Annotated in this window: 24 protein-coding genes and 1 pseudogene; 9 read left to right on the forward strand and 16 right to left on the reverse strand. The window is 42.3% G+C overall.

Going from position 1 to position 19,645, the window contains the following annotated elements:
* Positions 1-128: 128 nt before the first annotated feature.
* The 3 genes from ACR65H_RS15595 to ACR65H_RS15605 form a co-directional block, all read right to left on the reverse strand.
* A complete protein-coding gene (locus ACR65H_RS15595) occupies positions 129-503 on the reverse strand; it encodes a nucleotide excision repair endonuclease (RefSeq protein ID WP_440501483.1) in 375 nt (124 codons plus the stop codon).
* Between the two features lie 208 nt (positions 504-711).
* Positions 712-1,287: a hypothetical protein gene (locus ACR65H_RS15600; protein WP_440501485.1), complete on the reverse strand. Its 576-nt coding sequence runs from the start codon at positions 1,285-1,287 to the stop codon at positions 712-714.
* A 67-nt stretch (positions 1,288-1,354) separates the two neighbouring features.
* Positions 1,355-2,029, reverse strand: coding sequence for an SOS response-associated peptidase (locus tag ACR65H_RS15605; protein WP_440501487.1), 675 nt, complete (start codon positions 2,027-2,029; stop codon positions 1,355-1,357).
* Between the two features lie 93 nt (positions 2,030-2,122).
* Here ACR65H_RS15605 and ACR65H_RS15610 point away from each other — a divergent pair, with 93 nt between their 5' ends.
* The gene (locus ACR65H_RS15610; RefSeq protein ID WP_440501489.1) at positions 2,123-2,884 is read left to right on the forward strand and encodes a metallophosphoesterase family protein; all 762 of its coding nucleotides are present in this window, start codon (positions 2,123-2,125) and stop codon (positions 2,882-2,884) included.
* Entirely contained in the window at positions 2,865-3,287 is a 423-nt protein-coding gene (locus ACR65H_RS15615) for a protein-tyrosine phosphatase family protein (RefSeq protein WP_440501491.1), read from the forward strand. Before ACR65H_RS15610 ends, ACR65H_RS15615 begins: the two co-directional genes overlap by 20 nt.
* Before the next feature lie 40 nt (positions 3,288-3,327).
* Here ACR65H_RS15615 and ACR65H_RS15620 read toward each other — a convergent pair whose 3' ends face one another.
* The 4 genes from ACR65H_RS15620 to ACR65H_RS15635 all read right to left on the reverse strand — a co-directional run bounded on the left by ACR65H_RS15620 (position 3,328) and on the right by ACR65H_RS15635 (position 7,873).
* Positions 3,328-4,893, reverse strand: coding sequence for a BCCT family transporter (locus ACR65H_RS15620; protein WP_440501493.1), 1,566 nt, complete (start codon positions 4,891-4,893; stop codon positions 3,328-3,330).
* 84 nt (positions 4,894-4,977) lie between these two features.
* On the reverse strand, positions 4,978-6,141 hold the full coding sequence (locus ACR65H_RS15625) for an MFS transporter (protein WP_440501494.1): 1,164 nt from the start codon (positions 6,139-6,141) through the stop codon (positions 4,978-4,980).
* A gap of 18 nt (positions 6,142-6,159) precedes the next feature.
* On the reverse strand, positions 6,160-6,561 hold the full coding sequence (locus ACR65H_RS15630) for a MarR family winged helix-turn-helix transcriptional regulator (protein WP_440501495.1): 402 nt from the start codon (positions 6,559-6,561) through the stop codon (positions 6,160-6,162).
* A gap of 142 nt (positions 6,562-6,703) precedes the next feature.
* Positions 6,704-7,873, reverse strand: a complete 1,170-nt coding sequence (locus ACR65H_RS15635) for an MFS transporter (protein WP_440501523.1) — start codon at positions 7,871-7,873, stop codon at positions 6,704-6,706.
* Between the two features lie 87 nt (positions 7,874-7,960).
* On the opposite strand from ACR65H_RS15635, the gene ACR65H_RS15640 reads away from it, so the two are divergent.
* Positions 7,961-8,473, forward strand: coding sequence for a hypothetical protein (locus tag ACR65H_RS15640; RefSeq protein ID WP_440501496.1), 513 nt, complete (start codon positions 7,961-7,963; stop codon positions 8,471-8,473).
* 119 nt (positions 8,474-8,592) lie between these two features.
* Positions 8,593-8,826, forward strand: a complete 234-nt coding sequence (locus tag ACR65H_RS15645) for a YkuS family protein (protein WP_440501497.1) — start codon at positions 8,593-8,595, stop codon at positions 8,824-8,826.
* 40 nt (positions 8,827-8,866) lie between these two features.
* On the opposite strand, the gene ACR65H_RS15650 is transcribed toward ACR65H_RS15645, so the two are convergent.
* The 6 genes from ACR65H_RS15650 to ACR65H_RS15675 all read right to left on the reverse strand — a co-directional run bounded on the left by ACR65H_RS15650 (position 8,867) and on the right by ACR65H_RS15675 (position 13,042).
* Positions 8,867-10,072: a dicarboxylate/amino acid:cation symporter gene (locus ACR65H_RS15650; protein WP_440501525.1), complete on the reverse strand. Its 1,206-nt coding sequence runs from the start codon at positions 10,070-10,072 to the stop codon at positions 8,867-8,869.
* 133 nt (positions 10,073-10,205) lie between these two features.
* The gene (locus ACR65H_RS15655; RefSeq protein ID WP_440501498.1) at positions 10,206-10,511 is read right to left on the reverse strand and encodes a magnetosome magnetite crystal formation protein family; all 306 of its coding nucleotides are present in this window, start codon (positions 10,509-10,511) and stop codon (positions 10,206-10,208) included.
* Positions 10,512-10,576: 65 nt separating this feature from the next.
* Complete coding sequence (gene nagZ / locus ACR65H_RS15660; protein ID WP_440501499.1) at positions 10,577-11,728, reverse strand: beta-N-acetylhexosaminidase; 1,152 nt, start codon at positions 11,726-11,728, stop codon at positions 10,577-10,579.
* Between the two features lie 89 nt (positions 11,729-11,817).
* A complete protein-coding gene (locus ACR65H_RS15665; RefSeq protein ID WP_440501500.1) occupies positions 11,818-12,204 on the reverse strand; it encodes a DnaJ family domain-containing protein in 387 nt (128 codons plus the stop codon).
* Positions 12,205-12,206: 2 nt separating this feature from the next.
* Entirely contained in the window at positions 12,207-12,452 is a 246-nt protein-coding gene (locus ACR65H_RS15670; protein WP_440501501.1) for a hypothetical protein, read from the reverse strand.
* Between the two features lie 110 nt (positions 12,453-12,562).
* The gene (locus tag ACR65H_RS15675) at positions 12,563-13,042 is read right to left on the reverse strand and encodes a PaaI family thioesterase (protein WP_440501502.1); all 480 of its coding nucleotides are present in this window, start codon (positions 13,040-13,042) and stop codon (positions 12,563-12,565) included.
* A gap of 194 nt (positions 13,043-13,236) precedes the next feature.
* Between ACR65H_RS15675 and ACR65H_RS15680 the strand changes: the two genes are divergently transcribed.
* On the forward strand, positions 13,237-13,680 hold the full coding sequence (locus ACR65H_RS15680) for a hypothetical protein (protein WP_440501503.1): 444 nt from the start codon (positions 13,237-13,239) through the stop codon (positions 13,678-13,680).
* Positions 13,681-13,743: 63 nt separating this feature from the next.
* Here the strand turns inward: ACR65H_RS15680 and ACR65H_RS15685 are convergent, their stop codons facing one another.
* The 3 genes from ACR65H_RS15685 to ACR65H_RS15695 are packed head-to-tail and all read right to left on the reverse strand — an operon-like array spanning position 13,744 to position 15,437.
* Positions 13,744-14,196: an NUDIX hydrolase gene (locus ACR65H_RS15685; protein WP_440501504.1), complete on the reverse strand. Its 453-nt coding sequence runs from the start codon at positions 14,194-14,196 to the stop codon at positions 13,744-13,746.
* Positions 14,197-14,223: 27 nt separating this feature from the next.
* The gene (locus tag ACR65H_RS15690) at positions 14,224-15,021 is read right to left on the reverse strand and encodes a class I SAM-dependent methyltransferase (protein WP_440501505.1); all 798 of its coding nucleotides are present in this window, start codon (positions 15,019-15,021) and stop codon (positions 14,224-14,226) included.
* Positions 15,021-15,437, reverse strand: coding sequence for an NUDIX hydrolase (locus ACR65H_RS15695; RefSeq protein ID WP_440501506.1), 417 nt, complete (start codon positions 15,435-15,437; stop codon positions 15,021-15,023). Before ACR65H_RS15695 ends, ACR65H_RS15690 begins: the two co-directional genes overlap by 1 nt.
* A 62-nt stretch (positions 15,438-15,499) precedes the next feature.
* Between ACR65H_RS15695 and yxiS the strand changes: the two genes are divergently transcribed.
* From yxiS to ACR65H_RS15715, 4 genes and pseudogenes are all read left to right on the forward strand, one after another.
* Positions 15,500-15,799 (forward strand): protein YxiS, encoded by a 300-nt coding sequence (gene yxiS, locus ACR65H_RS15700; RefSeq protein ID WP_440501507.1) that lies wholly within the window; start codon positions 15,500-15,502, stop codon positions 15,797-15,799.
* Positions 15,800-15,902: 103 nt separating this feature from the next.
* On the forward strand, positions 15,903-17,723 hold the full coding sequence (gene pepF / locus ACR65H_RS15705) for an oligoendopeptidase F (RefSeq protein ID WP_440501508.1): 1,821 nt from the start codon (positions 15,903-15,905) through the stop codon (positions 17,721-17,723).
* A 129-nt stretch (positions 17,724-17,852) separates the two neighbouring features.
* On the forward strand, positions 17,853-18,587 hold the full coding sequence (locus ACR65H_RS15710) for a hypothetical protein (protein ID WP_440501510.1): 735 nt from the start codon (positions 17,853-17,855) through the stop codon (positions 18,585-18,587).
* Positions 18,588-18,735: 148 nt separating this feature from the next.
* Positions 18,736-19,572: pseudogene (locus tag ACR65H_RS15715) on the forward strand (aminotransferase class I/II-fold pyridoxal phosphate-dependent enzyme); the annotation flags it as partial.
* Between the last annotated feature and the right edge of the window lie 73 nt (positions 19,573-19,645).

Consider the following 19,645-nt stretch of genomic DNA (forward strand, 5'->3'; position numbering starts at 1 on the left):
TCAGAAATAATACAATCTACCATTCATTTTACAGTAAGTGCAACGTGATTTACATCAGACAATGAAAAAACGGAACACCCTTTAAATGGGTGCCCCGTAGGATTGCGCAATAGTCGGTCCGTCGTCAATTATTCGAAAAACACTTTATCTACATTATATTTTGCACGTAATGTATTGATGATATAAGTTTCATAAATTTCCCGTTCCATCGGATCATCGACTATGATGACGGAAATCTTATTGATTTCATGTCGATGATTTTTAATTGGTGAGGTAGTATCTTCAAGATGCTTTTTCACACGTTGACGTAGCTTTCTTGCTTTCCCGGCAAACAACAATTCATCACTTTTATTGTAAAAAAGAATGAGTCCTCCTTTGTCGCGTGGAATTTCATGAAGATCGATAAAACCATTGATGGGTTTGATTGGCGCTTCGTCTGCGCTCATTTCTTGCTTGCGTTGCTGAATCGTTACATCCGGATTCGGAATTGTAATTGAAATCATTCATTTTCACGTCCTCTTCTTTTGTGAATCTAAATCCTACCATAATTCGGAACGGATTGTGAAATGTTATGCCATTCGCCTTTAACCGAGTTTTATATCAAAAAAGGGCATCTGCCATTCCTCTTCTCATATACCAGAGAAAAAATACGTGCAGTATGTGCTCAAAGCGCTGCGCTTTTACTCACAATAGTCGTTCTTCATGACGGCTTTAGCTTCTTGCATTTTTCTTTATTTTTTTGTATTGGAAACCGATGAATATGAAGATCAATCCGACAATAAATATAGCAAACGCCCACCACGGGAAGGAGGATTCCTTTTCATCTCGACCTTCATGTGTACTGCCTACTTCCCGGCCTTCACCCAATGCGTTCAAATCTTCTGTTGCACCGGAAATTTCAGTTGTCCTGTGGCAAATCGTGGTAGATAAAGTTCCCGCCTCATACATATTGCTCGCTGATGCATATACGAGATATTGCTGTCCCTCTTCAAAAGAAATGCCGCAATCACCGCCGCCATATCCGGTAGTGATGACCATTTCAGATTCATCAGTTCCCTTCCATGCTTTATCAACTTTGAAATGAACGACATTTCCATACCCACGCTTAATCCCCTTATTCTCGATCACCTTTACCACTTCACCACTGAATACAGCGTCCGCCTGATCTAGTGCATCTTCCGGTGGCGGTGGCATGACGCACGAGCATGCGGAAGCGTCTAATGGTTTCCACCATAATAAAACTAATAACAATACGCTAATAGGAATAATACGCTTACAACATCTCAAGCTATTCCAACCCCTCTCCCTTGTTAACTAGTAGACGAAGGAGCAAGAGATTCGTTTCAAATTTCAATTAACAAATAGGCACAATCAGCGACTCTTCATTATTCTTCGGTGAGTTTACTGCAGATGAAACACTATATGCCTCCATTTGCTCCTCATCGAATGGCATCAACATATTCCCCAGGAAATCAATATCAGCATTCCGAGGATCAAGCCATGCAGCCTCATCTTCTCTTTTCAAAATAACCGGCATTCTATCATGAATCGGCTTCATTAAATCATTTGGTTCAGTCGTGATAGCGGTACAAGTATGAATGATCTTTCCTTCAGGAGACTTCCATGATTCCCACAATCCTGCAATAGCGAATAGTTCATCATTTTTAAGCCTGATTCGCATCGGAATCTTCTCTCCGTCTCTCCTTTGCCATTCATAAAATGAATCCGCAGGAAGAATGCAGCGCTGCTTTTGAAAAGCTTTCCGATAGCTAGGCTTCTCGGCTACTGTTTCAGCCCGGGCATTGATCATCTTATAACCGATTTTTTCGTCCTTCGCCCACGGTGGAATCAATCCCCATCTAAGATGTCCTAAACGGTTTTTCTGTCCATCATTAATAATCGCAACCACTTGTTGCGACGGTGCGATGTTGTAGCTCGGTATATAGTCGCTTTCTGCAAATGCCGATTCAATATCAAATCGATCGATAATTTCATAATACGGTGCAAATAAAGTGAAGCGGCCACACATATAGGAATCCTCCTCTTACTTTCACGATTATTTAGTTAATGATACCATTGCTATTGGGTAGTTTCATGAAAAATGGCAGAAGGGGTGATTTCAATGAAGAGAACACTTGTCATCAGCGATATTCACGGAGAGCTGGAGCTGTTCGAGGAGCTTTTGCAAAGAACTGGGTATGATTCCACCCAAGATCAGCTCGTACTTCTAGGTGACTATATCGACAGAGGGCCTCATTCAAAAGAGGTGCTTGACAAGGTGATGGAGTTGAAAAGCGAAGGAGCTATTGTTCTGAAAGGAAATCACGATGAAATGTTGGTAAAGGCATTCAGAACCAATGAGGAACGGGCTTGGAAGAACTGGACTAACCGCAATGGCGGAGATGCAACATTGAAAAGTTATGGTTTTTCCGAAGAAGAATTTAAAGTTGGGGAAGAAGAACCTTTCGTCAAACCAGAAATCCATTCCGTTGAATTGGAGGAACATATTCAGTTTATACAAACCCTCGATTATTATTTGGAATGGGATGACACTATCTTCGTCCACGCAGGCGTCCATCCAGAAAAACCGGTAGAAGAAACAGATCCTTATGAGCTCATTTGGATTCGAGATGTCTTCCACAACGGATATAATGGAGAGAAGACGGTTATCTTCGGACATACCCCGACAAAGAACTTACATAAGGACAAGCAAGGCTGTTCGGTGTTCTTTGGTGAAAATCGAATAATCGGCATCGATGGTGCTGCCGTATACGGCGGACAGTTGAACTGCCTCCAGCTTCCCGAAAAAATTGTTTACTCCGTTACAGCAAAAGAAAAAAAGAATTTGAAAAAAGGTGAGGTACATGACAAACAAACCGTATAAAGCATTAGTGACCGATCGTATCTTCTTCGGCGGTGTCGATGCAATTGAAGAATTGATGGCTAATGAAAAGATTGACGTTATTTTTGATTTGCGTGCAGAAGTGGAAGGTTCATTGCCGAGCAACGTAAGCATCCATCAACCGTTGTTGGACGGTGCTGATGAACAGGACAACTCTATCCGTGAAGCGGTGAACAAAGTGATGGAAGCTTACAAAGAAGGCAAAAATGTATATTTCCATTGTAATACTGGTAGAGGACGCGGGGGCACCCTTGCGGCAGCCACGCTTATTGAATTAGGCAAAGCGGAAAATGTGGAGGAAGCGGAGCTAATGACACAAGCGATCCGTCCCGAAACAAACATCAAACCGGCCTTTAAAGAGGCACTGAATCGTCTATACGGATAATGAAAAAGCGGAGGCAGGGATACCCCCACCTCCACTTTTTTCATTTCCTCTCCTTGCGCTTCGCTTTCTTTTTCACTTCCCGCTCAATCTTCTCAAAACGTCTGATATCAGTTGGCCTTACCGTAATCGGCTCTTTCCTCAACAACTTACCTAAAGAAAAGATGAGTAAAATGAGAAATAGAGTAAATGGCAACGCAGAAACGAGAGATGCAGATTGCAAAGCCTCCAGCCCGCCCGCATAAAGCAATACTGCCGCAATCGCCGACATGAGGAAGCCCCAAATCATTTTGACGATAAGAGGAGGAAGCAAGCTCCCCTTGGTCGTCATACTTGCTAATATATAAGTCGCAGAATCTGCAGATGTTATTAAGAATGTAAAAATGAGTACAATGGATAAAAATGAAACAACGCCTGTAAACGGTAAATGGTTGAGCGTTTCAAATATGGCGGAAGTGACGTCCGCATCTACTGCCTCGGCGATCTTCGTCCCATTGTTCAAATCGCTATATAATGCCGTCCCGCCTAATGTTGCAATCCACATACAAGCGAAGACCGGAGGAATAATCATAACTCCGGCAATAAACTCTCGGATTGTGCGCCCTTTAGAAACGCGGGCGACGAAAGCGCCGACGAAAGGAGACCATGCTATTGTCCAAGCCCAGTAAAAGATCGTCCATTCCCTTACCCACGTCCCGCCTTGATACGGCTGCAGCCGTAAACTGTATCGAATGAAATTATTAATGTAATCCCCTATTGCCAATGTGAAGCTTTCGAGAATAAAAACCTTAGGACCGACAAAAAAGAAAAAGATAAGCAATGCAATAGCCATCGCTAAATTAAAGTTGCCTAAATAAGCAATCCCCTTACTCAAACCGCTTGAAGCTGAAATCATATAAGCGACGAAAACAATGAATATAATAATTAGCTGTATCCAAAATGTGTTTTTCGTATGAAATACATACTCCAAACCGCCACTCATCTGCAACACTCCCATGCCGAGTGATGTCGCGATTCCCATGACGGTAGCAATAACTGCGAATGAATCGATGCCTGTCTTTAAATGGCGATTCGAACCGACCAACGGCTCCAGCGCTGTTGAAATTAAACCATCCTTCCTTTTTCGGAACTGGAGAAACCCGATAACGAGCCCGACAATCCCAAAGATACCCCATTGCGAGATTCCCCAATGGAAGAACGAATAGCCCATTGCAATGCGTGCCGCCTCCTCAGATTGCGGTTCGATACCTTTAAGAGGAGAAGTGAAATAATGGCTCATCGGTTCCGCGACTCCCCAGAAAACGAGTCCGACTCCAAATCCTGCCGAGAACAGCATGCCGATCCAAGTGAAAAATGGATAGTCAGGCCTTTCCTCGTCCCCTCCTAAACGTATCGCACCGAATTTACTAATTGCTAAGCCAGCTAAAAAAACAACGATAATGAAAACTGTTAATAAATAAAACCAACCGAACTTCGCAGTCGTAAAACCGTATAATTGTCCTGCAACTTCCCCAAACGGACCTGGCACTACCGTTCCTAGGATGACAAGCACTAATATAGCGACTGCTGATATCGTAAACACCGGATTCTTCCAAAACTTTCTGTCCAAAACAAAATCGACTCCCAATAAACATAGTTACCTAGTGTGTACCCTAAATTAACAAAAGATAACATGAAAAAACGGCGATGTTTTTCAACTTCGCCGTTTTCGGATGATTAAACCATATAAAGCTAATACTGCAAGGACAATAAGGGCGGATAACAAATATACATTCCGGTATCCCATTTGAACTGCTATAATTCCTAACACATACGATCCGACAGCAAGCCCCGAGTCGAATAGCGTAAAGAATGTTGCTGTCGCATACCCGCTTCTTTGATGTGACGTCGATTGGATTGCAAGCGTCTGCATGCTCGGTACAAGTGCTCCATAGCCAAGCCCGACAAACGCTCCTGCAATTAAAAATAATCCCGAGGAATCCATGAAGGATAGGATGAACAAACCGAAGAAGAAGCATAGGAATCCAGGTATCAAAATAAATGCCGGTCCTTTTTCATCAAAAATTCTCCCGGTGAATGGTCGAGTTATAAGCATAACCGCTGCAAAGACGACAAAAAAGAAACTCGCTAGCGGCAATAAGCCTTTCTCTTGCGCATAAATCGACAAATAGGAAAGGACACTGGCATAAGAAAATGCAATTAAGCTCGCCAAAAATGCAATCGGCAACGCTTTTTTCTCAAACAAGTCATTCCATGTAAAACCTTTTGACTTCGTTGCAACAGGCACCATATCCATTTTCGGAATTAGAAGAGCCACAACCGCACCGATAATCATAAGGACACTCATTAAAATGAACAATGCATCGTAGGAATATGTTTGGATAACAAAAAGGGCAATGAATGGTCCAATAACGACCGCCAAATTCGTCGACATAACAAAGTAGCCAAGCCCTGCCCCTCTTCTCGTTGGCGGGACGATATCCGCGGCGAGTGAACCTGCTGCCGTTGTCACGATGCTGAACCAAACACCTTGGAAGAATCGCAAGGCAAGCAAGCCTCCGAATGGTGTAATGAAATAATAGAGAATCGTGCAAATGAGGTAGAAGAATAAGCTGACTAGCAGCATTTTTCGTTTCCCGACAATATCAAGCAGTTTTCCAGTAAATGGACGTACAATAATAGCGGATATTAAGAAGATTGTCATTAACAGGCCAGCTTCTTCGTCTGTCCTGCTCAGTGCATCTTTTGCGTAAAGTGGTAAAGTCGAGACTAAGCCATAAAACACAATAAAAACAGATAAATTTGTCAAGAACAAACTAATAAACGGCTTCGTCCAAATAGGTTCTTTATTATTCAATGAATCATACTCCTTAACTTATATTTTTTTCAATAATTCCATGAGAAGCTTTTCCTCTTCCCCTGAAAGACCTCTCAAACTTTGTTCTTCAAACCGAATGATTGTCTTTTTAATATCGGAGAGCTGCAGAATCGCATTTTCTGTTAAGCTGACATATTTTTCACGCCTGTCCTTCCCTTCACGCGTCACTAGCCAGCCCATTTCCTCTAATCGATTGACAGTCCGAGTAATCGTTGGTGCCTCTACATTTAAGTATTTCCATATTTGCGTCAATGTCATCTCACCATGTTGATAAACCGAGTAAATAACCGACCATTGCGCGGCAAACAGGCCATGTTCTTTCAGTGCTATGTTCAGCTCCTTGCTCAATAATCGTGATCGCTGAAACAGCTCATGAATTAATGGATTCAATTTCAACACCTCATTGTTTACTTAGGTAACTAATAAAGTATACGCCTCTTCAGCATATCTGTAAAGACAACAAAAAAACCGCCAATTGAACAGCGGCCTTAATCGTTAACATTTTTGCATTACTTCATTCCATCGGTAAAACTTCTTTCTATTAGTGAGCGGTAGGCGACGTAATCTTTTGGTCTTTCGGCAAAGCGAGCCCTACAAGTCCGATGAATGGAAGGAAAGAAGCGATTACCATCGTTGGGAAGATACCGATTGAATCCATTAAATTCCCGATTACAACAGCACCGATCGCTCCCATTCCAAACGCCAAGCCGACCGTCAAACCGGCCATCGTACCGATTTTGGTCGGTACAAGCTCTTGTGCATAAATAACAGTAACAGTGAAGCTAAGCATGATAAAGAAACCAATTACTACGAGCAACACCCCAACCGCCCAAAGCGGAGCGTGCGGGAGTAATAGACAAAGAGGCAACGGAACTAATAATGACAATACAATTACATTTTTCCTTCCGAACCGATCTGCCCACGGTCCACCAAAAAATGTACCCGCAGCACCAAGTGCCATGAAAAGGAATATGTATAGCTGCCCTTGCTCAATCTTCAAGCCATATCCATCCATCAAATAAAAGATGTAAAAACTAGTGACATTCGTAACGTAAAAGGAACGGGCAAAAATGATGGTCAACAATAAAGCGAGAGCAATCCCGATTTGTTTTTTTGTCAATTCGCCAATAGAAGATAACAGCACTTTTTTGCGATTGTTCTTTTTATCTGATTCCAGCTGGCGTTTGTACCAAGCGGAAATCTTGGACAAGATGAAAATCCCGAGAGCCGCTACTGCAATGAAAACAGCTGCCCCCTTCTGCCCAAGCGGCACTAAAACAAATGCACTGATCAGCGGTGCCAGTGCTTGTCCTGAGTTTCCTCCGACTTGGTAAATCGACTGGGAAAGTCCCCTTTTCGTCCCTGCTGCCAAGAAGGATACCCTCGAACCCTCCGGATGGAATACTGCGGAGCCAAGCCCCAATATGATGACCGACAGGAGAATGAGCCAATAGCTCGGTGCGATTGCCAAACCAGCCATTCCAATGAGCGAGAATGTCATACCGATAGGAAGCGCATACGGCATCGGTTTCCTGTCGCTGAAATAGCCGACGACAGGCTGCAGGACAGAGGCAACCATATTCAAAGCAAAAAAGATGTATCCCAGCTGTGTAAAACTTAGTCCTCTTTCCTTTTCCAACACCGGGAACATCGCCGGTATGACCGCTTGAAGAGTATCATTCAGCAAATGGCATGCCCCGATTGCAAACATGATCGGATATACCGGGTTGGCTGGATTTTGTGTTTGTTTACTTGATGTCAACGAAATCCCCACGCTTTATTAAGTAATTTGAACAATATGTCCAGTATACAGCAATCGAAAGTGCGAATGTTAAGAATCCCTCAAAATCGTAAAGTTGACCGTTTTAAAACGCAGGATTTCCGGGTAGATTACATAGTACTAGCATTTGAAAGGATTGAAGTTGAAATGACAGCCTTGGGCAATGTTTCATTGATGACTTTGTTTCCAGTAACTTTACTGTTGCTTACGATGGAAATCGTTCTAGCCTCTTACAAATCGTTATCCCCCAATTGGACAATGAGGCTGGCTTACGGCAATCTCATCATTAATGTCGCTTGGACAATCCTAATTATTTTCCTTCTTCTCAATCCATCGATCATCTTGCCTCACCTTGCCGATGTCTTGGCAGAAGTGTTTCAAAGATCGCCTGATGATATTATCCCGCAAGTCCATTTGATCATTATGGGAGTTGGTCTTGCATCAATCATTACAACAGTTATCGATGCTTTCGCAGGCTTTAGAAAACCGAGGAATGAAAATAGCGGAGTGAACGAAGCTTCGCGAGAGTGAAGTAATGATAGCTCCTATGTAAGGTAGATGAGCTCTTGTACATCAATCTACGTGTTTAGTAGAGACAATTCCGGGAAAACAAAGAACGGAATCACTTTACGAAAGCGGAGGTGTCGAAAATGGCGAAAATTGCAGTAGAAAACCCATTTGACGATGTAAAAGCAGCCTTAGAGGAAAAAGGACATGAAGTGAAAATGTTTGAAAGCGATGAAAATCTGAACGGCTATGATATCGGCGTCGTACGTGCGATTGGCGATGTGAACGTCGATCAATTCGATTTTCCGGTCGTCAGCATTCACGGAATGTCTGTGCAAGATGTCGTAAATGAAGTTGAACAACGTTTACAACGATAAGATAGACCGGAGTCCAGAGCGGATTCCGGTCTTTCGTTTTTCATTCACTATCCAATACTTTTTCCGTCCCCGCAATGACGACAGCTGCGGATGCATCGCCGACAACGTTCACTGATGTTCTCATCATATCGAGCACCCTATCGATGCCGGCAATTAATGCGATTCCTTCAAGCGGCATATTTACAGATGTCAAAACCATCGCAAGCATGATCATACCAGCTCCAGGAACACCTGCTGTCCCTATAGATGCCAAAATAGTTATGAGGACAACCGTCAACAATTGAAGGAACGACAATTCCAAATTAAAAAATTGTGCGATGAAGATAACGGCAACTCCTTGATAAATTGCCGTGCCGTCCATGTTGACAGTAGCGCCGAGCGGGAGGACAAAGCTTGATATTTTATTTGGCACGCCAAGATTTTCGTTCGTGTTTTTAATTGTCACAGGCAACGTTCCCGAACTGCTGCAAGTGCTGAATGCGACAAGTGCTGCAGGCGAAATCCCTTTGAAGAACCTTTTCGGACTCATTCCTGAAAATGTCTTAACCGCTGTTGAATACACAATGACTGCGTGTAAAATACAAGCGATGTAAACCGCTACTATCACTTTGACAAGCGGTAAAAGAACGGATAATCCGTATTGACCGATAACCGGGGCAAGTAAACCTAAAATGCCGATGGGTGCCACTTTCATGACAATCCCGGTAATTTTGTACATAATTTCGGCAAACCCTTCAAAAAACGAATAGACGGGACGCGCTTTTTCTCCAACTATCGTGATCGCTAGCCCAATGAATAATGCAAAGAAGATGATTTGTAAAATGCTTCCCGTTGCCAATGCGGTAAAAGGATTCTCTGGTACAATATTCAATATTGTCGTAATGGCACTTTGCGGTTCCTGCGTCGCTGATTCTGGAGCGACCAATCCATCAGATGAAATGGATATTCCTTTACCAGGCGAAATTAGGAATGCGATGGCAAGGCCGATAATAATAGCGATAGCAGTAGTGGCTAAATAGTAGACGACAGTCTTGATACCGATTCTTCCGAGTTGCTTTGGATCGGACGTACCGGCAACACCGACGACCAATGTGGATAAAATGAGCGGAGCGATAATGAATTTAATTAACCTTAAAAATAAATCCCCGAATGGCTTCAGAAAATCAATGGAACTTCCGAATAAACTGCCTAAAATAATGGCTAACAAAAAGGCGATAAAAATTTGCGTGACAAGATTAAATTTGATCTTCATGCCTCTCCCCTTTCATGAAATTTGTACGTACACTTGCTACTACCAACATATACAAACTCCATTCATAACATGAATGAAAGAAGCAATAAAAAAGCCCCCAGACCGCTTTCGCGAAAAGGGGGACCGATCAGAACCATTTGCCGACGATTGGATAATTGTATGTTTCACCTTGCAACGATTTCACTATTCCTAGTATCGGAACGATGATCGTCATCAGACCGAAAACAATGATCATCGGTATGCCGATCAAGAATATGATCAAAATAGCCGAAATGAAAATCAAAGCGCCCATTACTAATTGGAATAACAACGCTTGGATGGATATTCTCTTTACCTCTGTATCATCCACAACCAAATAGATGATGAACGGAACAAGGAACGGTGCGAAAAATGCGCTAGCATGTACCAACACTTTCAATCCTGTATTTTCCATATTGTGTACCTCCTTGTTTTCTACTATATTATACTTTACGGATAACGAAGGAGGAAGTTTCACTTTCATCCTAATAATTCATTGAATTTCCGTTCGATCAATTTTAGATCAATTTCTTCATTCGGAGCATCTTTCAACTTATAACGTTCTTTCAGTGTCAAAATACGCTTCACACTTTCATTGATCCGTTCCTCAGATATTTTCCCTTCTTGCACTGCAGCCATCAATGCATTGATTGTACCCATTTGGTTTTCATAATCGCCGGCAATCAACAGCAGATCACTTCCAGCAAGAAAAGACTGTACTGCAGCTTCAGGAACCGTATAATCATTTACGATTGCTCCCATCGTCATATCGTCCGTAATGACAACACCTTCAAAATTCATCTCCTCGCGAAGCAAACCCGTAATGATTTTTTCCGATAAAGAGGAAGGATACTTGTCATCTAACTCAGGAAACATAATATGTGCCACCATGATCACATCTGCATTTTTCTCAATCGCCCGTTGAAAAGGGATGAGTTCGGTTTCATGCAATTCGGCTAATGACTTATCAATGACCGGCAAAGAAAGATGGGAATCTACATGTGTATCCCCATGCCCCGGAAAATGTTTTACGACAGAAATAATACCATTATCCGTCATCCCTTGCATGACTGCCATGCCTATATCCGCAACTTTGTTTGGATCTGATGAAAATGACCGGTCACCGATAACAGGATTTTTCGGGTTGCTATGGACATCCAACACAGGTGCATAGTTCATGTTATAACCGAAAGCATGCAACAGTTCTGCAAGATAAGCGCCGGTATCATAAGCAAGCGTTTCATCACCCGTACGACCGAAGTATTCTGCTGCAGGCAATTTTTTCATGCTGGATGGGAGGCGGGAAACACGTCCTCCTTCTTCATCGACCGAAATGAACAAAGGAACTTTATAATCTGTATTTGCCTGTTTGCTATCATTCAATAATTTCAGCATTTCTGCAGGATACGATATATTTTTTCCTAATAAAATGATCCCCCCGACATGATGTTGTCGAATCAGACGGTCCAACTCATCACCGTATGTCTTCCCTTGCATACCGACGATGAGTAATTGGCCGATCTTCTCTTCTAATGTCATGTCTTCCATCAACGCATCTACCTGTGAAAGAACGATTTCCGGTTGATCTGAAATTTGCGGCCTCTCACTGAACTGGGGAGGTTCATTACTCATTTCTTGCGACGCCGGACTGCATCCCGTCAATAAAAAGATGAGGCAAAAAACGAACAATCCTATGCCCCGACGCATGGGATGACTCGGGGCTAACTCCAAATTTCTTTCGCCCTATCTATAGAATCAAGTGAAATACGGCCTTTCAACATCGGAGGAGGACAATGTCTGTTATGCTCAGCAATCTTTTCATTTATTTCAATTACACGTTTTTGAAGTATGCCCTGTTCGCCACTCGGTGAAAGAGCTGCCAACTCATTGATCATACCGCTAATTTCGTGCTGCAATTTCAACCAATGCGGTTTATAACCCGCGTCTTTAGCAATCTTTTGAAAGTGCTGGAATGTGTCACCTGAAAAATACTCTTTCGGCAACGGTTTTCCGAAACCTTTCAAATTTTCCATGCCGTTTTCATTTTCACGTTTTTTTAACATATCGCCGATCAGGTCATTGTATGGAGGCATTGAATTATCAGACATTCTTATACCACTCTTTCATCGATTTTTATCAAATCATTTTTGCCAGACGTATATTCAAGTTTCATTTGCTCCAACTCAAGTTTCATCTTTTCGGTTTCGATGATGAAATTTTGCTGCTTTAACTTCTCAAGTTCAATTTCTTCCCGAACCATTTCCGCCTTAAACTTCAACGTCCTCCGTTTGTAATCGGTAATAATAGCCGTTATCGGCACACACATGACGATCGCAACGATGATTGCCCCTACCATTCATTTCACTCTCCCCAGTTAAAAGGCTGACAGTAGCCGCCTATTTATATTTTCTTTGCTCATTGTTTCTAAGTTACGGAAAAAACAGAAAAAGTTTCGTCTCTTTTCGGTTAATTCCCCGTAAATGTTGCAGGAGCGACAACTCCGACAAGTTGCCCGGTTGCGCACATAACATCATCCGCAAACACTTCGATGTCAACTTTCCATTTTTTCGGGTGGATTTCTTCAACCGTTCCGACCGCCTTCAAAACTTTCCCTTGTGGAGTCGGCTTCAAATAATTCACGTTCAAAGAAGCAGTGACAAAACGTGGAACTTCCGCGTCGTCGCCAGGCTCATGTCCATTCTTGCGATACAATGCGAGCGCACAAGACCCCGTTCCATGGCAATCAACGAACGATGCTATTAATCCACCGTAAACAAACCCCGGAATCGCCATATGCTTTTCCAATGGTTCATAATATGTAACCGTTTTCTCTCCGTCCCAGCCTGTACGGAAATGATACCCATCCTCATTCAGCCGCCCGCATCCGAAACACCAAGCAAAATCATCTGCATAGAAATCTTGTATCGCATTTTCAACTTTCGTCATTTTTCACCCTCCATATATTCTTTATTATTTGAATACTAGTATAACACTAATCTTTCCTTCCCCTGATAAGCAAAACTATTTTATAAACTATCTCATTCGTATTAATGAATCTTCCTCCAGAATCATAGCATGAGTACTATTCCGTATAAGCAAACGCTGCGTATACTATACAAACGAAGACTGGAGGAATTGAGATGAAAATTCGCGCTTTCTTGCTCATCGCACTTATAATCGGAGGGATGTATGCAATGATCGAGACGATCAATGATTTTAATGAAAAAAGTTTCAATGAGTTTTTTGAAACATTGGATGCCGATTTCAGTTCGCTTACGTTCACGAAGCCGACGATGCACGGTTCCCCTGCTGAGACGTGGAGCATCCATGATGAACATAAAGTAGACGACTTGCTTCAATTCCTGCAAAGCTACCATGTAAAGAAATTGAAGCCCGAAGAAATCAATTTAGACGATAATATTGACGAATTCACTATCAGCTTAGAGGATGCGGACGGGAATACGGTCACGATCATCATTGCGGAGAATTTGATCGTTGAAAATTCATTGCTCTATTATGAAATCGTCGACGGTCCACTCGATGTCGACTGGATTGTACGCTTTTTCGTCACAAATAAATCATAACTCCTGTATCGGCGGTGAATAGGAGTCAGTATCCACGTATAAACACAATAACTTACGTATAATTTATTTTCGTTTCGCGGCATATTGATGAATCATCGCCCGTATCATCGGGTTCAAGTCTTCCGGCAGTTTCTGCAAATTAAAGAACCCGACTTCTGATGTCTCAACGCCGTCAGCTTTCAGTTCACCGCCACGAATATCATCCGTTGCATACACAATTGTCACCGAGTAATATTCGTGGCCATTGTTTAAGACGGTATGTGTTTGGGCACCTGAAACGACGGTTACGAGTTCCATCTTTCCAGTTTGTATCCCCGTTTCCTCCAGCACTTCCCTGCGCCCGGCTTCTTCCGCAGATTCCCCGAGCTCCATGAATCCACCCGGAATTCCCCAGCGTCCATCCAAGTTTTTCTGCAGAAGAATTTCCCCTTTTTCATTGAACACGCCCACTCCAACACCTGTCAGCAATAAGGGCCGGTTTCCGACCGTTTCTCTAAGTTCTTCAATATACCCCATGACCCATTCCCCTTTTTCGTAATAAACTTATGCGTTTGACACAATAATTGTAAATGTCCCAGGCAGCCTCTCGCTAATCTTTTGTGGTGAACCTGCTGGAAATGCCCAATGCACTCCCTTGTCCTCTTTCATTTTTCTTATCTTTAAATCAGAATGAACAAGAGCATTGACTACTTCAGATAGCATCCACTGCCTGATTACATTTCTCTCTAATTCGTTTTGCATTGTTTCTGGCAAAAGTGCCGAATAGGCTACATTAACCTCCACATATCTGTCACTAAAATAGTCACCATCCAGTACAGCTTCTCCATTTATAACGCGCATCGTTTTTGAAACGAAAGGGTGATAATCTCTTACGATAAAAATTCCTGTTTCGGTCATCAACTTGGAAACCTTCTGGAATAACGGGTGTAAGTCAACAAAATAATGAAGTACCCCCATTTCAAGAATGACAATATCGAATGGTGACATATCCTCTTCACCTAAATCCAGAACGTCTTTGACAATATAAGTTAGAGAAACCTCTGCCGCTTTCGCCAACTCCATTGCATAACGTTTATTTTCAGAGGATAGATCTACTACTGTCACATCTGCGCCAAGTAGTGCCAAGCAGACTGCTTTATTTCCTTTTGAGCCAAGTAAATTAAGGACTCTTTTTCCTTTCACATCCCCAATTTCATCCAAGTAGTAGCTTACCTTTTTAGACGGATCCGCCAATAATTCCTTTGCGTAATCTTTAGGTGAACCATGCCGTGCTACCCATGCTTCATAAGCGTTTTGGTTCCACCCTATTTTATTTCTTTCGCTCATTTGCTGCTGGTTCATCAAGCTTGAACTCCTTGAAAATGATAAGGCACTGACGTTTCAAGCAGTCCTTCAATACCGTTTTCATAATAAGGCATGGCTTCATTTGCGAATGAAAGATCTTTCCATTCCGCATCTAAAATACCGCCTACATCTTGAATGGCTACTTCCCCATCCATTGCTTCCGCCAAAAATGTGAAAAACAACACATGATTGTTTTCCTTCTGCCTGAACGCCTCATTCACCTTCAGCAATCTATCGATCGTCACATTCAGTCCTGTTTCCTCCCACACTTCGCGCTTTGCTGCCTGTTCCAATGTCTCCCCTTTTTCTACACCCCCGCCAGGCAATGTCCAATTATCATATTTCCTATTCTTCACCATTAGTACTTTTCCCTTTTTTAGGATGACAGAATATACAACATCTACTCGATTCATTATTGAATCCCCCCCTGCTCGTATATACTTAAAATCATAGCTTATCACCGGAGGGATGGACAATGGAATTCAGAAATATCGATGAACAAATCATTCAAAAATATAAGGAAGATGAAACGCTCATGATTCGTCTGTTTGTTCAATGGTGCTCGAACAATGAATTAAATCCACATACACTTTATAAAAAGGCATATCCTTACCAAATAGAAAATGCCGCTTTACAGGAAGTAATCGAAAGCGACGACGGATTCGACGATGTGCATATCGACAACGTAACTATGCTCGATGTCCTTCAGCTTTTCGGCAATGAAGATCTAGCTTTTGTTGTCGCTGACGAGATAGATAGACTGTCCAGTAAATAAGTTCGCAGAAATGACAATTCATTTTTACTTTTCTATTAGTTTGCTATATACTATCATTAGTTCGACATCCGTAATAATTACGAGCTAAAAGGGAGAGATAGGAATGGTGAAAAGTTTACCACCACGTTCAGAAGTGAACATTGAAGAAACTTGGAATTTGGAAGACCTTTTCAAAACGGAAGAGGATTATAATGCAGCGATCGAACAGCTTGTAAGTGAAGTTGCTTCCTTTGAAGAACGCTTCAAAGGGAATATTACTGATGAGAAAGCAATCATCGAAGCTTTAGATGGATATGCTTCCATCATGGGCAAAATGACACCAATTGGAGCTTACCAAAGCTTGGCGCATAGTGTTGATCAAACAAATGATGAAGCACAAATGCGTGCTAGTAAATACGGCTCGACTGCATCCAAGCTCGGAAGCCAGCTTTCTTTCTTTACGAGTGAACTTTCCGAAGTATCAAGTGAACTATTGGAAAAAGCGATGACCCAATCCGAGGAGTATAAAAATTATCTTGAAGAATTGATTCGTCAAAAGCCATATAAGCTTCATCCAGAAGTGGAAAAGACATTAGCCGCATTCTCTTCTGTTTTGAACGCGCCATACGGATTGTATAATACGACTAAATTAGTGGACATGAACTTCGATGATTTTGAAGTCGACGGAGAAAAATATCCGTTAAGCTATACGTCATTCGAAGGCGGATGGGAATCTGAAACGGATACGGAAAAAAGAAGAGCTGCGTATGATGCGTTCCATGCGAAATTGAGGGAGTACCAACATACGACTGCTAAAACATACGATATGCATCTACAAAAAGAGAAAACAACTTCGGATCTTAGAGGATATGAAAACGTTTTTGAATATCTTCTATTCAACCAAGAAGTTGACCGCTCCATGTATGACCGTCAAATCGATTTGATTATGAAACATCTTGCGCCGCATATGCGTAAATATGCAAAGCTTCTTCAAAAGGTCCATGGACTCGACGAAATGACTTTCTCCGACTTGAAGATTCCATTAGACCCTAACTATGAACCGAAAATCACAATTGAAGAATCGAAGAAATATATCGATGACGCGCTTGCTATTATGGGTGACGATTATATGAATATGATTGATCGTTCCTATAAAGAGCGCTGGACTGACTTTGCGCAAAATACCGGCAAATCGACCGGAGCTTTCTGTTCAAGCCCTTATGGCGTCCACCCTTATATTTTGATTTCATGGACAGGCAGTATGGAAGATGTCTTTGTATTGGCGCATGAGCTTGGACACGCGGGGCATTTCTACAATGCACACCAACACCAAAACATTTTCAATTCACGTCCATCTATGTACTTTATTGAAGCTCCTTCGACGATGAATGAAATGTTGATGGCGAACCATTTGCTATCCAACTCGAATGATCCGAAATTCAAACGTTGGGTTATTTCTTCCATCGTGGCGCGTACGTACTATCATAACTTCGTCACACACTTATTGGAAGCAGCATACCAACGGAAAGTGTATGAGCGCATTGATGCTGGCGGCAGTGTGAATGCGAACGTACTGAACAGCCTGAAGCGTGGCGTTCTTGAAGAATTCTGGGGAGACGACGTTAAAATCAATGAAGGTGCGGAATTGACATGGATGCGCCAGCCGCATTACTACATGGGCTTGTATCCGTACACGTACAGTGCAGGATTGACGATTTCCACACAAGTATCTAAACGTATTTTGGAAGAAGGTCAACCTGCAGTTGAAGATTGGCTGAAGGTTCTTCAAGCAGGTGGCACGAAATCCCCTGCTGAGCTTTCTAAAATGGCAGGCGTCGATATTACGACTGAACAACCTTTGCTTGACACGATTGCGTATATCGGTGAATTGATCGACCAGCTAGTAGAATTGACAGAAGAAATTGAAGCTGCACAAGTGAACTAATTTTGGCTGAGCTGTCCTTTCCATGAAGGGGCAGCTTTTTATTTGAAGTTGTTATTCGCTTTTCCATCCGATATGATAAATACAAATCTATTCGCATTCCTAGTATCATTTTCGAAATGAGGGGTTTACTTGTCTTCCACACAATCCAATTGGTATGTCCGGTTCGGCTGTCTAGCACCTATCATCGGGATTGCTGCAATGTTTTATTTCATAAAGCGGGACGCCTTCCTTCCCGGTTTCTTTTTTTTCGCGGCGTTCTTCGGCTTTGCTGCACTCTTTTTATCCCTTTCCACAAGGGCGGAAGAAAAGTTGAAAGCAAAGCAGAGAGATTATTTGAATACATTTCTACCGAAAGCAGCGAACTATATTGAATCACATACATTCATCGCAGATGATCTTCTTTCAAAAATTGCGGTTGATGAAAAAAATCGTCGAATTTATTTTTGGGAGCCTGCTCCTATAGAAGGAAAGCCCGTCAAAAAAGCATTTGTCAAAATGCCTTACATACTTTCAGATTATCCATATTCCGCAATACTGGCCGTGGAAGTGTATGAAAACGGCACTCGGCAGAAAACAGTTGTGAAGGAAGCCGAAGGAACGATGGAGCGCATTGAAGCGCTCGGACAATCTATCACACCAGTCGTCGATAAGAAGATGTCGCTAGCGAAGAAAGCGATCCACCGTAGAATTGCCACCGTTGAAATGAAGATCATCATCGATGATGATACAAAGCCGGTTAGAATCATCCGTTTCTTTGCAAATCTTGATAAGAGGATGAAGAAGGAATCTACTGACCATGTCGCTATGGAACGACAAGTTGATCATTGGATATCCCTTCTTACGTTCATCATGAATAATAAATAATAGTGTTGAGCTGCCGCCTCATTTTTTAAGAGCGGCGGCTTTTTCGTTTTCAATGAAAAATCATGTTGAGTTTCCTTCGACACATATAGTAGAATGAAAGCACATCTTAGTCAGACGAGTCAAAAAACTAAGAAAACGAGGTTTTTACATGCTGATTTCTAATCGTGTACAAAACATGCCGCCCCATTTCTTTTCTTCATTAGTTGAAAAAGTGGACGCCGCCAAAGCAGCTGGAAAGAACGTTATTAATTTAGGGAGAGGCAATCCAGATCAACCGACGCCTTCTCATATTATTAAAGCGTTGCAGCAAGCCGTGGAGAAGCCTGAAACGCATGGATACTCGCCATTTAACGGAATTCCTGAATTGCGAAAAGCGGTCTCGGAATTTTATAAGCGAGAATATGGCGTTGATATTGATCCAGAAACGGAAGTCGCTATTTTAGGCGGATCCAAAATAGGACTTGTTGAAGTACCTTTAGCGATGATGAATGATGGCGATCTACTTTTGCTTCCAGATCCGGGATATCCCGATTATTTATCCGGTGTCAGTCTCGCCAACATCACTTATGAAACGATGCCTTTGCTGAAGGAAAATGGATTCATGCCGGATTTTGAGGCATTATCTGATGATGTAAAACAGAAAGCAAAAATTATGTATTTGAACTACCCGAACAACCCGACGAGCGCAGTGGCGACTGTCCCCTTCTTTGAGGAAGCGGTTACATTCGCCAAGGAAAATGATATTTTCATTTTGCATGATATGGCATATGGTGGAATCGGCTTTGACGGTGAGAAGCCGGTCAGCTTCCTGCAAGCGGAAGGTGCAAAAGAGGTCGGAATTGAAATGTATACATTATCAAAGACATACAATATGGCTGGCTGGAGAGTTGCCTTTGCTGTCGGAAATAGCCAGATGATTAAAGCGATCAATAAGTTGCAACACCATTTATTCATCAGCCTTTTCCCTGCTGTCCAACACGCAGCCATCTGAAGCTTAGCCTCCAACGGATTCAGGCGGATGTAGGGATAATGTTGTTTTTGTAGAAATCCTTCTAAAC

The sequence above is a fragment of the Sporosarcina sp. SAFN-015 genome (genome assembly GCF_059415085.1).